Source organism: Streptomyces griseoviridis (assembly GCF_005222485.1).
In the GTDB taxonomy this organism is placed as follows: Bacteria; Actinomycetota; Actinomycetes; order Streptomycetales; family Streptomycetaceae; genus Streptomyces; species Streptomyces hintoniae.
In genome coordinates this window covers 174,114-188,191 of sequence record NZ_CP029078.1, presented here as the reverse complement: position 1 = coordinate 188,191, position 14,078 = coordinate 174,114, and the positions used below count along the sequence as shown (strand labels likewise).

At 72.3% G+C, this 14,078-nt stretch carries 11 protein-coding genes; 4 read left to right on the top strand and 7 right to left on the bottom strand.

The annotated features are described in order from the left end of the window. From DDJ31_RS00760 to DDJ31_RS00730, 7 genes are all read right to left on the bottom strand, one after another. Window positions 1–1,071 (bottom strand): NAD-dependent epimerase/dehydratase family protein, encoded by a 1,071-nt coding sequence (locus DDJ31_RS00760; RefSeq protein ID WP_127182252.1) that lies wholly within the window; start codon window positions 1,069–1,071, stop codon window positions 1–3. 71 nt (window positions 1,072–1,142) lie between these two features. Beyond that, window positions 1,143–2,069 carry a carbohydrate ABC transporter permease gene (locus DDJ31_RS00755; RefSeq protein WP_127182253.1) on the bottom strand — a complete coding sequence of 309 codons (927 nt, stop codon included), beginning with the start codon at window positions 2,067–2,069 and terminating at the stop codon, window positions 1,143–1,145. A 1-nt stretch (window position 2,070) separates the two neighbouring features. Then, window positions 2,071–2,979 carry a carbohydrate ABC transporter permease gene (locus DDJ31_RS00750; RefSeq protein ID WP_127182254.1) on the bottom strand — a complete coding sequence of 303 codons (909 nt, stop codon included), beginning with the start codon at window positions 2,977–2,979 and terminating at the stop codon, window positions 2,071–2,073. A 128-nt stretch (window positions 2,980–3,107) separates the two neighbouring features. After that, the gene (locus DDJ31_RS00745) at window positions 3,108–4,358 is read right to left on the bottom strand and encodes an ABC transporter substrate-binding protein (RefSeq protein WP_240678335.1); all 1,251 of its coding nucleotides are present in this window, start codon (window positions 4,356–4,358) and stop codon (window positions 3,108–3,110) included. A 132-nt stretch (window positions 4,359–4,490) separates the two neighbouring features. Beyond that, window positions 4,491–5,798, bottom strand: a complete 1,308-nt coding sequence (locus DDJ31_RS00740) for a Gfo/Idh/MocA family protein (protein WP_127182255.1) — start codon at window positions 5,796–5,798, stop codon at window positions 4,491–4,493. A 57-nt stretch (window positions 5,799–5,855) separates the two neighbouring features. Continuing rightward, complete coding sequence (locus tag DDJ31_RS00735) at window positions 5,856–7,433, bottom strand: peptidase C14 (RefSeq protein WP_240678336.1); 1,578 nt, start codon at window positions 7,431–7,433, stop codon at window positions 5,856–5,858. A 1,192-nt stretch (window positions 7,434–8,625) separates the two neighbouring features. Beyond that, window positions 8,626–9,480: an IclR family transcriptional regulator gene (locus DDJ31_RS00730; RefSeq protein ID WP_127182257.1), complete on the bottom strand. Its 855-nt coding sequence runs from the start codon at window positions 9,478–9,480 to the stop codon at window positions 8,626–8,628. A gap of 303 nt (window positions 9,481–9,783) precedes the next feature. Here DDJ31_RS00730 and DDJ31_RS00725 point away from each other — a divergent pair, with 303 nt between their 5' ends. The 4 genes from DDJ31_RS00725 (at window position 9,784) to DDJ31_RS00710 (ending at window position 14,058) form a co-directional block, all read left to right on the top strand. After that, window positions 9,784–11,121, top strand: a complete 1,338-nt coding sequence (locus DDJ31_RS00725; RefSeq protein ID WP_127182258.1) for an aspartate aminotransferase family protein — start codon at window positions 9,784–9,786, stop codon at window positions 11,119–11,121. Continuing rightward, the gene (locus tag DDJ31_RS00720; protein ID WP_127182259.1) at window positions 11,121–12,308 is read left to right on the top strand and encodes a mandelate racemase/muconate lactonizing enzyme family protein; all 1,188 of its coding nucleotides are present in this window, start codon (window positions 11,121–11,123) and stop codon (window positions 12,306–12,308) included. The genes DDJ31_RS00725 and DDJ31_RS00720 overlap by 1 nt, the downstream gene beginning before the upstream one ends. Continuing rightward, window positions 12,305–13,147 (top strand): amidohydrolase family protein, encoded by an 843-nt coding sequence (locus tag DDJ31_RS00715; RefSeq protein WP_127182260.1) that lies wholly within the window; start codon window positions 12,305–12,307, stop codon window positions 13,145–13,147. The genes DDJ31_RS00720 and DDJ31_RS00715 overlap by 4 nt, the downstream gene beginning before the upstream one ends. 77 nt (window positions 13,148–13,224) lie before the next feature. Beyond that, window positions 13,225–14,058, top strand: a complete 834-nt coding sequence (locus DDJ31_RS00710; protein WP_127182261.1) for an SDR family NAD(P)-dependent oxidoreductase — start codon at window positions 13,225–13,227, stop codon at window positions 14,056–14,058. The last annotated feature ends 20 nt before the right edge of the window (window positions 14,059–14,078 follow it).

Here is a 14,078-nt window from a genome sequence, read left to right as displayed (position 1 = left end):
TCAGAACCTTCCGTCGCGGACGTCGAACTTCGTGGGCTTGCCCGACAGCGGAAGACCGTCGCGTAGCCACCCCGCCTGCCACGCCACCAGGGTGGCCAGCGGGACGGAGGGATAGCCGAACTCCGCGTGGCAGAGCGTCGCGTCGGAGAGCAGCCCGGTCCCCGACTCCTCGCCCTCCAGGTGCGCGATGGTGCCGAACTCGGCGGCGAACCGGTGCGCGAGGCGCCGCACCGACGCGGTCTCGGGCCCGGTGACGTTGACGGTGAACGGCTCGGCGGCGGCCCGGGTCAGCGAGCGCAGGGCGACCTCGTTGGCGTACCCCTGCCAGACCACGTTGACGTGCCCGGTGGCCAGCGACACCGGGGCGCCGGAGTGGACGGCGGAGGCGATGTCGGCGAGGACGCCGTAGCGCAGGTCCACGGCGTAGTTGAGGCGGATCAGCGACAGCGGGGTGCCCGCGCGCCGGGCGTGGTGGGCGAAGACCCGCTCACGGCCGAGGCATGACATCGCGTACTCGCCGACCGGTGCCGTCGGGTCGCCCTCGGCGCTGCCCGCGTCGAGGACGGAGACCAGCGGGTAGACGTTGCCGGTGGAGAACGCGGCGATCCTGGCGTCCCGGTAGCGGCGGGCGATCCGGTCGGGCAGGGCGGCGTTGACCGCCCAGGCGGTGGTGGGATCGTTCGCCGAACCGAACTTGGCGCCGACCATGAAGACCACGTTGCCCGCGTCGGGCAGCTCCGCCGGATCGCCCTCCATCAGGTCGAACGGTACGGTCCGCACCCCGTCGTCGGCCAGCGCGGCGGCGGCCCGCGGGTCCGACCAGCGGGAGACGGCGATCACGGCGAGGTCGGTGCGCCCGGCGGCGTCCAGGGCGCGGCGGGCCAGCCGGCACAGGCTGGGGCCCATCTTGCCGCCGGCGCCGAGGACCAGCAGATCGCCGTCGAGCCCGGCGAGGTCGGCGACGAGCGCGGGCGACGGCGTGGCCAGCGACTCCTCCAGGGCCGCCTCGTCGACGGGCCGCGTCGGCGACGGCCCGGCGGACGTGGGGGCGGGCGGTGGTGCGGTGTGCATGCGGCTCCTTGAAGACCGGGGGAACGGGGAGAGGGGAAAGAGGGAGGGCAGAGTGGGGGAGGGGAGTCGGGTCAGCCCTTCACCGCGGAGCCCACGACGCCTTCCGTGAAGTACCGCTGGCCCACCAGATAGGCGCTGAAGATCGGTACGAAGGCGACGACGGAACCGGCCAGCACCTGGTTGAGCGGCACCTGTTCCTGCTGGAGCGAGGCGATCCCGACGGTCAGGGTGCGCATCTCGGTGCTCTGCCCGACGATCAGCGGCCACAGGAAGTCGTTCCAGTGCCACAGGAAGACGAAGGTGCCGAGCGTCGCGAGGATCGGCTTCAGCAGCGGCAGCACGATCCGGAAGAAGATCTGCAGCTCGCCGCAGCCGTCCAGGCGGGCGGCCTCGAAGATCTCGTCGGGCAGCCCGAGGATGAACTGCCGCATCAGGAACACGGCCTGCGCGTTGGCGAGGGTGGGGACGATCAGCCCCCAGTAGGTGTCGACGCCGCCGAGCTTCGAGATCAGGATGAACGTCGGGATCATGGTGACGTGGTAGGGGACCATCACCATCGACAGGAACGACCAGAACATGCCCTCACGGCCGGGGAACCGCTTCTTGGCGAAGGCGTACCCGGCGAGCGAGGCGAGCAGCAGCACGCCCACCACCGAGACCAGCGAGTACACCACGGTGTTGAACAGCCAGCGCGGCACGTCCCGGGAGCCGAGCACCTCCCCGTAGGCGTCGCCGGTCAGGTGCCAGGGCAGCAGACTGCCCGGCAGGTCGACCGCACCCTGCGGATGCAGCGACAGCACGATCATCGCGTAGAACGGGAAGAGGGTCGCCACCGAGGCGGCGGTGAGCAGCACACCGCGCAGGACCCGGCCGCGTGCGCGCGGCCGCAGCCCGGCCGGCACGGCGGCGTCCGGGGTGCGGGCCCGCCCGGCGCGGGCGGGCTCCTTCGGGGTGGGGACGGCGGCGGGGGCCTCGGGGGCCCGGGTCACGGGCGCCATCTCACTTCTCCTTTCCGAGGACCGCCCGCTGGACCAGCGCGACGACGATGGTGAGCAGGAACAGCGCGCAGCCGATGGCGCTGGCGTAGCCGAAGTCGAAGTACTTGAACCCGGTGTCGTACAGCTGGAACACCAGCGAGTAGCTGGCGTTGGCCGGTCCGCCGCCGGTCATCATGTAGACGGCGTCGAAGACCTGGAAGCTGACGGTGGTCTCGATGACGGCGAGGAAGAAGAACGCCGGCTTGAGCTGCGGCGCGACGATGTACCGGAACCGTTTGACCGGCCCCGCGCCGTCGACCAGGGCCGCCTCCTCCAGCTCGACGGGCAGCTCCTGCATCCGGGCCAGCAGGATGAGCATTCCGTAGCCGCACCGCGACCAGATGCCCACCAGGGCCAGCGCGGGCAGCACCAGCACGGAGTCGCTCAGCCAGTTCTGCGACGGAAGCCCGAGGAACCCCATCACGGCGGACCACGGGCCGTCGGTGGAGAAGATCCACACGAAGACGGTCGACGCCAGGACCAGGCTGGTGACGACGGGCAGGAAGAACACCGAACGGAACAGCTTGCTGCCGCGGAAGGCCCGCCGGGTCAGCAGCGCGAGTCCGAGCGAGGCCGCGACCCCGGCCGGGACGGCGAGCACCGTGTACACCACGGTGACCCGCAGCGACGACCAGAACAGCGGGTCGTCCCACAGCCGCCGGAAGTTCTCGAGACCGGTGAGATGGGTGACGGCGCCCGGCGTGTAGTCGGTGAAGGCGAGCAGCAGGCCCGCCACTCCCGGGCCGAACCGGAAGACGACGAACAGCAGCAGGCAGGGCAGGACGAACAGCAGCCCGATCCGCGCCTCCTTGCGGCGCAGCGACCCGCCGAGGGGCCGGTCGGGTCGGGGGCGTTCCGCGACTGCGGCCACGGGACCTCCTTCAGGTACAGGGGCGGTGCCGGCAGGGCACACGGGCGGATCGGACGGGGCGCGGCGGACGGCACGGGGCCACGGGGACACGGGGCGCGGCCGTGCCGTCCGCCGGGTCTCGGGCGGGGTCAGCGCTTGCGGGCGATGATCTGGTCGGCGGCGGCCGCCGCCTTGTCCAGGGCCGCCTTCGGGCTCTCCTTGCCCAGCAGCGCCGCCTGGATCTCCGGCGCCAGCGCGCCCATCACGTCACGGGACGCGGTGTTGAGCGGGCCGACGTCGGCGGAGTCGAGGACCTTCTCGGTGGCCTGCTGGAGGGTGTCGCCCGGGTAGAGGTCGCCGCCGTCGGTGCGGGCCGCGAAGTAGCCGCCGGGCGTGACCAGCCCGGCGACGTTCTCAGGGCGGGAGACGAAGGAGATCCACTGGCCGGCCGCGTCGGTGTCGGCGCCCCGGAACATGGCCAGGGTGCCGACGGTGCCGTACGCCACGGCCCGCTCGCCGGTCAGCGCGGAGCCCATCACGATGTTGCCCTCGCCCCAGTAACCGGCCACCTCGGCCGCGCTGTTCTGCCAGGTGCAGGCCACCTTGCCCCGGGCGAGGTCGGTCTGTTCGATCGACGGCGTCTTGGTGATGAGGTCCTTCGGCGTCCAGCCCTGGTCGACGAACCGCTTCAGCCAGGTCAGCGCCGACACCCCGGCCGCGCTGTTGAAGGCGGCCTTCCTGCCGTCGTCGGAGAAGACGTCACCGCCGGCCTGCCACAGCAGCGGGTAGTACGTCATGTTGAGCGTGGCGGTGGTGTCGCCGCTGTAGGTGATGCCGTAGTAGCCCTTCTTCTTCGCCGCCGCGCCGAGCGCCGCCAGCTCCTCCCAGGTGGTGGGGACGGTGTCCGTGCCGATCGCGTCGAGGACCTTCTTGTTGCACATCAGCGGGTAGGCCGACATCAGCACCGGGGCGGCCATCGCCTTCCCGTCGACGGTGACGGCCTTGAGGGCGCTGTCGCGGTAGGCCGCCTGGTCCTTCGCGGACAGGTAGTCGTCGGCGGGGGTCAGGTTGCGCCGGTAGGCGGCGAGCTGGTCCGGGATCAGATAGGCCACGTCGGGCCCCTTGCCCGCGGCGAGCGCGGTGGCCAGCTTGGTGTCGCGGTCGGCCCACGGATACGTCGACACCTTGACGTCGATGTCCGGGTTGGCCTTCTCGAACGCCTTCTCCAGGCCGCTCCAGTAGGCCGCGTTCTTCTTCTCGTCGAAGATCACGGGGTAGACCCAGGTGGTGACGGTGGTCTTGCCGCCGGCCGCGTCGCTGCCCGCGCCGCAGCCCGCGAGGGCCAGGACGGAGGCGGCGGCGGTCGTCGCGGCGGTGAGCCGCGCGGTTCGGATTCTCACGGAGGACTCCTCGGACGGAGGTGAACGGAAGGGTCGCGTTCTCGGCGGGGCGAGGAGACGCGCGGGCGGTGCCGACGGGCCCGGGGCCCGGACGGTGGGGGAGTGCGGGGACGCCGTGCGGGGCGGCCCGGGTCAGCGGAGCGGCACCGTCTCGACGGTGCCGTCGCGCCGGGAGCGTTCGGCCGCGAACGCGGCCAGGTGGCTGCCCAGCGACTCGGCGGGACCCGAGCGGATGTACCGCCGGTCCCCGGTGGCGAGGGCGGTGACGAACGCCTCGGTCAGCGCGGTGTCGCCGCCGCCGTGGCCGTCGGCCGCGTTCGATCCGCTCGGCCCGGTGCCGCGCACGGTGACGCTGTCGTCGCGGAAGTCGTGCACGGTGACCCGCTCGCCGTCCCCGCGCAGCCAGCCGTGGCTGCCGAACAGCCGGGTCTGCCGGTGGGTCTGCTCGGTGAACGCCGACATGGTCAGGGTCGCGGTGGGTCCGCCGGCCAGCCGCATCGCGACGACCTGGTGGTCGGCCACGTCGTTGTCGGAGCGGTACACGCAGCGCCCGTAACGGCCGGTGCGCAGCGCCTCGGTGAGGACCGGCTCGTCGCCGGGCCCGTGCGCGGCGGAGGTGACATGGCTGACCGGCCAGGCGCCGCCGCCGGTGCGCAGCGCCGGGTAGTACAGCTTGGCCGCCGAGTACGGGCAGCCCTTCTCGACGGGGCAGGTCAGACAGGAGTCGGTGGAGCCGGCCGGGGCGTTCTCCGGCCGGAAGTGGGTCAGCCCGCCGAAGCTGACGACGGTCTCGATCCGGCGCCCCGTCACATACGCGATCCAGTCCAGGTCGTGGCTCGACTTGGCCAGGATCATCGGCGACGAGAGGTCCTCGCGCCGCCACGGCCCGCGGACGTAGCTGTGCGCGAAGTGCCACCAGCCGACGGGTTCCAGGTGCTCCACCCCGGTGAGGGTGCCGAGCACACCGCTGCCGACCACCTCGCGCACCAGGTCGGTGTACGGGGTGTAGCGCAGGACATGGCAGACGGCGAACGGCACACCCGTCGCCTGCACCCCGGTGACGAGGGTCCTGCACTCCTCCTCGGTGGGCGCGAGGGGCTTCTCCGTCATGACGGCGTACCCGGCGCGGGCGAGGGCCAGCACCGGTTCCACGTGGTCGCGGTCCTGGGTGGCGACGATCACGCCGTCGGCGAGCCTGCCGTCGCGTGCGGTGGCGGCCAGGAACTCCCGCCAGCCGGCGAACGCGGTCTCGGCCCGGGACGCGGCCCGCGCCCCTTCGTCGGGGTCGGCGACGGCGACCAGGCGGGCCCGGTCGGGGTTCTGGTGGATCCAACTGGCGTAGGTCAGGCCGCGGTTGCCCGCGCCGACGAGCGCGATGCGCACCGGGCGGTCGGCGCGCGGATGCGGCGCGCGGGCGGCGGCTGAGGGGGTTTCGGGCATGGTGTCGTCCAGGGTCGGGTCGGGGCGTCCTCGGGGGCCGGGGGTGGCGTCCGCGGTTCAGAGCAGCAGGTTCCCGGCGGTGTGCCGGATCCGGTCGCCCTCGGCGGGCATCGCCGTGCGCGCGGTGCCTTCCTCGACGCAGCCGCTGTGCAGCAGATGGCTTTTGGCGCCGAACGCGCCCTGGGTCAGCTCCAGTCGGCCGCCGCGGAACGAACAGCCGCTCGCCGCATAGCGGTTGGGGCCCGAGGTGAGCAGCAGATGGGCGGTGGCGGCGTCGGCGGCCTCGGCGGTCACGCCGTCCAACTGCCAGGTCACCGTGCGGTCCCCGCCGGTGCGGCTCAGGAAGGCGCCGCTCGCGTTGGTGCCGGTGACGCGGGTGCCGGCGCCGATCCGCAGCCGCTGGTCCTTCTCGGACGACAGTGTGAACCCGGTGTCGGTGAGGGTTCCGCCCCTGACGGTCACGTCGCTGTGCGCCACCGGGCCTGCGGCGGCGCCGGCGGAGCCGATCAGCTCGCAGTCCTCCAGGACCAGCCGTCCGGTGCCGCTGAAGGCGGCGCCGTCAAGGCCCGCGAGCCGCACCCGCGTCAGATGCAGCGCGGAGGTGACGTTGGCGGCGGTGACGGCGTAGGCGGTGGACTGGGTGAAGTCGGAGTCGGCGATGACGTTGGGGCGCCGGGAGCGGCTGGAGGTCTGGCTGACGACCAGCGGCCCCGAGGCGGTGCAGCCGCGGATCTGCACGCCGTCGGCGTTGACCCACAGCATCCCGGACCCGGCCTGCGCGTTGCCGATGACATGCATGTCCTCGAGGGTGAGGTCGGTGACCTTCACCCGGGCCACGAACCAGGAGCACACATGTTTGCGCACGGTGATCCGCTTGGCGGCTGAGCCCCACGCGGCACCGGAGTTGGCGAACGTCATCAGGCCGGAGTTGCCGGTGTAGACGAGGTCGTGCTCGAACTGTCCGTGGGTGACGAACGGACCCTGGTCGTCGCCGTCGCCGTGGCAGTTGGTGACGTAGCCGTAGGCGGAGGCCGTCCAGTCGTTCAGATGGCGGGAGTTGGCGACATGGCAGTCCTCGACGTGCCCGTACAGGCAGTAGATCTGCTGGGTGAGGTAGCCCGCGCCGCCGTACGTCACCGACGCCGGGTTCTTCAACCGGCAGCCGTAGGTGTGGAAGTGGGTGCACCAGCGGCGCATCACCACCGGCCAGAAGGTGCCGGTGGCGTCGATGCCGGAGACGTCGCAGGAGACCGCGTATTCGTAGGCGACGGGGTGCGAGCCTGTGGAGGTGTCGCCGTCCGCGACGCCCTGGAAGACCATGTCGCGGACGTGGGCGCGCTGGACCGGGTTCACCTTGGTCCAGGTGAAGGTGCGGCCCGCCGCCAGGTCCCAGCCGATCTTGTAGTTGACGCGGATGTGGGTGCCGTCGACGAGCTGTGTCACCTGGACGAGTTTCTGCACCTCCTTCTCGTAGCTGCCGGCGCCGGAGACGGCGTCGATCTCCACCGCCCACCACTGGCCGACCGCGAAGGCCGCGGAGTCGGGCACCTCGAAGACGTCGGCGAGGTCGGGCATGGGCGCCGAGAGCCGGGAGGTGACGACCGTGCCGGTGACCTCGCCGCGGAAGTACAGCACCGCGCCGAACGGGTTGTCGTGGCTGTTCTTCGATGCCCTCGGTGCTCACCCGGTGGCCGCCGAAGTCGAGTTCGACGTGGGAGCGGCCGAAGGTGTGGCGACGGGTGAACAGCAGGTCGGTGTGGGCCTCGACGCGGTGCACCGAGGCGTCGGTGACCATCGCGTCCAGCGCGGCGTCGGCGGGGCGGGAGTCGTCGAAGTGGCCGAACCCGCGGAAGTCGAGGACGCCGTCGTGCACCTGGAGCCAGCGGCCCCTGCGGCCTGCCCGGTCGGGGGCGAGGACGGTGCCACCGTTGTGCGCGGCCGTCGAGGAAGCCGACCAGCGCACCAGCTTGCCGCCGCCGTCACCCGGGGCGCGGTAGCCGGCGACCACGGCGAGATCGCCGTCGTCGAGCGCGGCGGGGCGCAGGGCGCGCAGCCGGGCGGTGGTGTCGACGGCGCGGATGTCCCGCTCGGCGGGGGAGCGGTCGGCGGCGGACGCGGCGGGCGTCCCGGCGGCGGTGACGGCGGCCAGCAGACCGGTCACGCCGCCGGCCCGCAGCAGGGCGCGGCGCGCGGTCGAGGGGGAGGCGTCGGCCGCCGGGGAGTCGGGGGCCTGCGCGGTGGGAAGGGAGGCGGGACAGGATTCCGTACGAGGACGGCGGGATGCGCTCACGGGACCTCGGGCCTTCGTGCGAGGGCGATGGGTGAGGGTTCCCGCGATGACGTGGAGCGGCGCCGGAGGCGACCGGGCCGTTCCCGCACGAGCGTGGTGCCGTGCGTCGGGCGGATGGCTGGTGTGCGGCCGTGGGGAGAGCGCGCCCCGGGACAGGGAGGCGGCGACCTGTGCCCGGTGGTGTGGACCACCGGGCCTGTTCGAGGAAGTTAGGTGCTCGGTGGGACCCCGTCAAGACGGTCGGCGGAAGAAATCGGTGGGAGATACAAGGAGTTAACCGGCCGTCGAGCGCCGGAACCCGGGCCGGCTGGCCGAAAAACGACACCTGGCCCGGCCTCTCGGCCCCGCCCCGGCGGCCCAGGGCGCGAGCCGGCCGGCCCGCGCCCCGCCGCACGAACCGCACGACATCACCGCACCAGGTGACGGCACGGCATCACCGCACCACGTCACCGCTCCACGTGACGCCACCACGTCACCGCACGGCATCACCGCACCACGTGACGGCACCACGTCACCGCACGATCCGGGCGACCGCCCCTAGACCGCCTGACCGGCCGCCGCCTGCGGCTTCTCCTCCTGCGCGCCCAGTTCCCTGCTGATGTCACCGGCCGCCGCGCGCACCTGACGGCCCAGCTCCTGGAAGCGCCAGCCCGGCAGGTCGAGCTTGAGCCCGGTGACGCTGATCGCGCCGACCGTGCGTCCCGCGTGGTCGCGCACGACGCTGCCGATGCAGAAGATCCCGTCGGCGTCCTCCTCGTCGTCCAGCGCGTACCCGGCGGCGCGGATGTCGCGCAGGTGGGCGAAGAGGGTCTCCTCGTCGGTGATGGTCCGCGAGGTGCGGCGGGGCAGCCCGGCGCGGGCGATCAGCGCGCGGGCCTCGTCCTCGGGCAGCGCGGCGAGCAGCGCCTTGCCGAGACCCGAGCAGTGCGCCAGCTCACGGGTGCCCATCCGCAGGTCGAGCCGGGGTCCCGTGTCCAGGTCGACCTGGTCGATGACGACGGCGTGGCCGCTCTCCGGGACCGCGACCCGGGAGGCGAGCGCGCACTCGGCGCTCAGCCGGCGCAGCACCGGCCGGGCGACGTCGCGCAGCGAGACCTGGTCCTGGGCGCGCTCGCCGAGCCTGGCCAGGCCCATGCCCAGGCGGTAGCGGCGGTTCATGCCCTCGCCCTCGTCGGCGACCAGGCCGTAGTGGCGCAGGGTCTGGAGGATCCCGAAGGCCGCGCTCTTGGAGATGCCGCAGCGGTTGCCGATCTCGGTGACGCTGAGCCCCTGACCTGGTCCTCCCGAGGCCAGGACCTGAAGGATCTCCGCCGCGCGGCCCACGGTCTTCACCCAGTACTTCGGCTGGTGGGACGCCTCGTCGGCGAGGCCCTCACCCACATTGTTCTGCATGACAGAACAGTCTATCCGTCGACGACCCTTGACGCCCCCGAATCCCGCGATCTACGATCCTGCTTGTTTCGCTATACAGAACAGCGTTCTGAAAAACCGCAGAGCGCGACAACGCACTACCCCAGACACACCCGCACCACTCCAGACACACCCGCACCACCCCAGCTCGACCCAGAGCACGAGCACGACCCCCAGCACGACCGAACACCCTGCGATGACTTGCCGGGCGGATGGCGCACCGGGAACAGCGGCCGGACAGGGCCCTGCCCCACCCCACCCGCAATCCACGCAGAGGAGCAGCGAATGACGCTCGCCGAGCGCGCCCGCCGGGTCATCCCCGGAGGGGTCAACAGCGGCCAGCGCAGCATCCCGGGCCTCACCGACCTGGTGATCACCCGCACCCAGGGCTCCCGCTTCTGGGACTCCACAGGACGCGAGTTCACCGACTACCACGCCGCCTTCGGCCCCCCGCTGCTCGGGCACAACGACCCCGATGTGGCAGCGGCGGTGGCCGCCGCCCGCGCCTCCCTCTCGCTGACCGGCGTCGCCGTCACCGAGGGCGAGGTGCTGCTCGCCGAACAGCTCGCCGAGCTGGTCCCGTCGATCGAGAAGGTGCTGCTCACCAGCACCGGCAGCGAGGCCACCTTCCACGCCCTGCGGCTGGCCCGCGCGGTCACCGGGCGCCGCCTGGTGGTGAAGTTCCAGGGCTGCTACCACGGCTGGCACGACGCGGTGAGCCTCAACGTCATCTCCGCGCCGGACCGGATCGGCCGCCCCGACCCCACCTCGACCGGCATCCTCCCCGAGGTCCTCGACGCCACCCTCGTCCTGCGCTTCAACGACGTCGAGGCGGTCCGCCGCGCCTTCGCCGACCACGGTGACGACATCGCCGCCGTCATCCTCGAACCCGTGCCGCACAACGTCGGCGCCCTGCTGCCCACCGACGACTTCCTGCGCACCCTGCGCGAGGAGTGCACCCGGGCCGGCAGCGTCCTGGTCTTCGACGAGGTCATCACCGGCTTCCGGCACGCCCTCGGCGGCTACCAGGAGGTGGCCGGGATCGTCCCCGACCTCACCACCCTCGGCAAGGCCATCGCCAACGGCGCACCCGTGGGCGCCCTCGGCGGCCGGGCCGACCTGATGGAGCACTTCAGCTCCCGCCCCGGCGGCCCCGTCTTCTTCGCCGGCACCTACAACGGCCACCCCGACGTCGTCGCCGCCGCCTCGGCCACCGTCCGCAAGCTGCGCGAGGAACCCGTGCACGAGCACGTCTTCCGGCTCGGCGACCGGGTCCGCCGCGAACTGGACGCCCTCTACCGCAGGTTGGACGTCCCGGCGGTCGTGACCGGCTTCGGCTCGGTCTTCGTCACCTACTTCATGCCGGGCCCCGCGCCCCGCAGTTACGACGACCTGCTCGCCAACGACGCGTCCCGCTTCGTCGGCTACCGACGCCACCTCGTCGAACAGGGCGTCTTCGAACTGCCGTTGAACCTCAAGCGCAGCCACCTCTCCTACGCCCACACCGACGCGGACGTCGACCGGCTCCTGGAGGCCACCGAGAGAGCGGTGGGCGCGATGCTCGCCGACGGCGGCGCCGACGACCTGCGACACACCTCGACCATGGGCGGAGCGCGGCACTGATGCTGAGCGTCGACACGAAGAGGCCGGCCGGACCGGCGGGACGCATCACCCGGGTGGAGACCCTCGCCCTCGGCACCGCCTGGCGCGACTTCGGATACGTCCGTCTCCACACCGACCAGGGGCTCACCGGCGTCGGCGAGATCACCCACCCCTACCGGGTCGCCGAGACCTGCGCCCTCACCGAGGCGATGGGCCGCCGCCATCTGATCGGCGCCGACCCCTTCGACGTGGAGGAGATCTGGCTGCGCATGTACCAGGGGGACTTCCTGCGCGGCGGGGACATCGGAGGCATCGTCGTCTCCGGCGTCGACCAGGCCCTGCACGACCTCATGGGCAAGGCGCTCGGCGTCCCCGTCTACCGCCTCACCGGCGGCGCCACCCGCGACCGGGTCCGCGTCTACGCCAACGGCTGGTACACCGGCGAGCGGGAACCCGAGGTGTTCGCCGCCAAGGCGAAGGCCACCGTCGCCAAGGGCTACACCGGCCTCAAGGTCGACCCCTTCGGCGCGGGACTGCACGAACTCGACCGCGTCGAACTGCGCCGCTCCCTCGCCCTGGTGGAGGCCGTCCGGGAGGCCGTGGGACCCGACGTCGACCTCTACATCGAGGGCCACGCCCGGTTCGCGATGGCCACCGCCCGCCGCCTCGTCCACGAACTCGCGCCCTACGACATCGGCTGGTTCGAGGAACCCCTGCCGTGGACGCACATCGAGCGCTACGCCGAACTGCGCGCCCTCGCCCCGTTCCCGATCTCCGGCGGCGAGCACTTCCACAACCGCTACGAGTACAAGCCGCTGTTCGCCACCGACGCCGTCGACATCGTCCAGCCCGACCTGTCGATGGCCGGCGGCTTCACCGAACTGCGCAAGATCGCCGCCCAGGCCGACGCGCACGGCATGACCGTCGCCCCGCACAACTCCAACTCCCCGCTGTGCACGACCGCTTCGGTCCACGCCTGCCTCGGCCTGACCAACCTCACCGTCCTGGAGACCTTCGACGGACTGCTGGAGCCGTACGTCTTCGACGCGGTCAAGGGCGCCCTGCCGATCGAGGACGGCCACATCGCCCTCCCCGAACGCCCGGGACTGGGCATCGAGTTGGCCGACGAGGTGTTCGCCGAGCACCCGCCCACCCACCGGTTCTGGAACATGTTCGCCGAGGGCTGGGAGAAGAGGAACCGCACGTGATCACCGACGTCCACTCGCATCTCTTCCGGCACGCTCACGACTTCGACGACACCTTCCGCGCCGAGTCCGCCCGCGCCCACGCGGGCGAGGTCGACCTGACCGTGCGCTACGAGGAGTACGCGGCGACCGCACCGCCCGGCACCCGCACCATCGTGGTCGGCGGCAAGGCCAGACGCAGCGGCCTGTGGGTGGACGACGCGGCCGTCGCCGCCTATGTCGCGCGGCGGCCCGAGCAGCTCATCGGCTACCTCGCGCTCGACCCCACCCAGCCCGGCTGGCAGGACGAACTCCGCCACGGCCACCAGGAGCTGGGCCTGCGCGGCATCAAACTCATGCCGATGTACGCCGGGTTCGACCCCGCCGACCCCGCGTACGACCCGCTCTACGCCTACGCCGAACAGCACGGACTGCCGCTGCTCGTGCACACCGGCACCACGTTCGTCTCCCAGGCCCGCCTGGAGTACGCGATGCCGCGCCACCTCGACGAGGTCGCCATCCGCCACCCAGGACTGCGGATGGTCCTCGCCCACCTCGGCCACCCCTTCGAGGGCGAGTGCATCGCGGTGATCCGCAAGCACCGGCACGTCTACGCCGACGTGAGCGCCCTGCACTACCGCCCGTTCCAGCTCTGGCACAGCCTGCGCCTCGTCCAGGACTACGGGGTGTGGGACAAGCTCCTGTTCGGCAGCGACTACCCCTTCACCACCGTCGACGACTCCGTCGAGGGGCTGCGCCGGATCGCCCGGATCCCCGGCATCCCCGGGCTCGACCCGCTGGACCAGGACGCGGTGGAGGCCCTCCTGCACCGCCCGTCGCTCGACCTGCTCGGCCTGTCCTGACCCTCCCGACGACCGCCCGGCGCCGCCCCTCTCCGCCAAGGCGGCGCCCGGCGTCCCTCCGCACGACAGGAGTCCCGATGGACCGCTTCGACCTGACCGGCCGCACCGCGCTGGTCACCGGCGCCGCCCGGGGCCTCGGCCGGGCCTTCGCCACCGCCCTGGCCGAGGCGGGCGCCGACCTGGTCCTCACCGACCTGCCCGACACCCCCGACCTCGCGGACACCGCGTCCCGGATCGAGGAACTGGGCCGCACCGTCCACGTCGTCCCGCAGGACCTCAGCCGCACCGACGAACTGCACGCCTTCGCCGACCGGGTCCACGAGACGGCGGGACCCCTGCACATCCTGGTCAACAACGCGGGCACGGCCGCCCTCGAACGCTTCAACGAGATCACCACCGAGAGCTGGTACCGGGTGATGCGGGTCAACCTGGACGCCGTGTTCTTCCTCAGCCAGCGCCTCGCCGAACACATGATCGCCGACCGGGTCGAGGGCCGGATCATCACCATCACCTCCAAGAACGCCCTGGTCGCCGAGGCGGGCCTGGCCCACTACAACGCCTCCAAGGCCGCCGTCGACCTGCTCACCCAGACCCTCGCCGTGGAACTCGCCCCGCACGGCATCACCGTCAACAGCATCGCGCCCGGCATGGTCGCCACCCCCATCGACGACGCGTTCCCCTTCGACCGCGAGGCGTTCGAGGCGGCCTACCGCGAGCGCATCCCGCTCGGCCGGTACGCCGAACCGCAGGAGTGCGCGGGCGCCCTGCTGCTGCTCGCCTCCGACGCGGGCGCCTACCTCACCGGCACCCGGATCGTCGTCGACGGCGGAGTGCTGGCCGACCAGATGCCCCGCACCCGCTTCATGCCGCCCTACCGCCCCACCCTCACCCGCCCGCCCCGCACCCCCTGACCACGGCGGCTCCCTTCCGG

Coding starts and splice junctions, on each gene's coding strand:
- DDJ31_RS00740 (WP_127182255.1), bottom strand. CDS start 5,798: ATGCCCGAAACCCCCTCAGCCGCCGCCCGCGCGCCGCATCCGCGCGCC.
- DDJ31_RS00730 (WP_127182257.1), bottom strand. CDS start 9,480: ATGCAGAACAATGTGGGTGAGGGCCTCGCCGACGAGGCGTCCCACCAG.
- DDJ31_RS00760 (WP_127182252.1), bottom strand. CDS start 1,071: ATGCACACCGCACCACCGCCCGCCCCCACGTCCGCCGGGCCGTCGCCG.
- DDJ31_RS00720 (WP_127182259.1), top strand. CDS start 11,121: ATGCTGAGCGTCGACACGAAGAGGCCGGCCGGACCGGCGGGACGCATC.
- DDJ31_RS00725 (WP_127182258.1), top strand. CDS start 9,784: ATGACGCTCGCCGAGCGCGCCCGCCGGGTCATCCCCGGAGGGGTCAAC.
- DDJ31_RS00755 (WP_127182253.1), bottom strand. CDS start 2,069: ATGGCGCCCGTGACCCGGGCCCCCGAGGCCCCCGCCGCCGTCCCCACC.
- DDJ31_RS00710 (WP_127182261.1), top strand. CDS start 13,225: ATGGACCGCTTCGACCTGACCGGCCGCACCGCGCTGGTCACCGGCGCC.